Annotated in this window: 1 protein-coding gene; it reads left to right on the plus strand. The window is 45.9% G+C overall.

Annotation, left to right across the window (positions count from 1 at the left end; all coding sequences use genetic code 11):
• Positions 1 to 210: 210 nt before the first annotated feature.
• Positions 211 to 549, plus strand: a 339-nt coding sequence (locus PsAD37_RS27820; protein WP_193778247.1) for a transposase, incomplete at its 3' end; no start/stop codon positions are given.

A 549-nucleotide genomic window follows, 5' to 3' on the forward strand; every position in this document is an offset into this window, starting at 1 on the left:
CAGTCCCCACGTAAGACTAAAAGTCTGATCCATTGCAACTCTTTCCTAACCTGAAGAAAAAGTCACTTTGGCGAGCAAACATGTCTTAAATGGTGATGTTCAGCACTTGTTCCTCAAGATGGCCAAAGGGCATTATCAACCAAAGACAGCTATTTCGCTATATTAGGCTATTTATGCTATCCTGTGTCAATCGTGAGATGAGAGGTATGCATGTCAGAAACATTGTCTTTAGTTCTGGAGTCCATTCGTACTTTAGATGATATGGTTCTGGCTTTTCAGAGCGAGGACAAATGCCGTCAGCTTGTTGAGAGCATGGTATGGCCTAAAGGGCGGATTTGCCCTGCATGTGGCTATAAGCATTCGATCTCACTTGCTGATCGAGATAGTGGCCGAGGACGATTACGACCAGGCTTGTATCAGTGCTCAAACAGTCATTGTCGCTTCCAGTTTACAGTCACCACGCGCACGCCGTTGCATGCTACCAAGCTCCCGTTGCAGATCTGGTTGAAAGCAATGTGGCTCATTTTACAGTCTGATAAGGGCCTGTCT

Source organism: Pseudovibrio sp. Ad37 (assembly GCF_001623075.1).
In the GTDB taxonomy this organism is placed as follows: domain Bacteria; phylum Pseudomonadota; class Alphaproteobacteria; order Rhizobiales; family Stappiaceae; genus Pseudovibrio.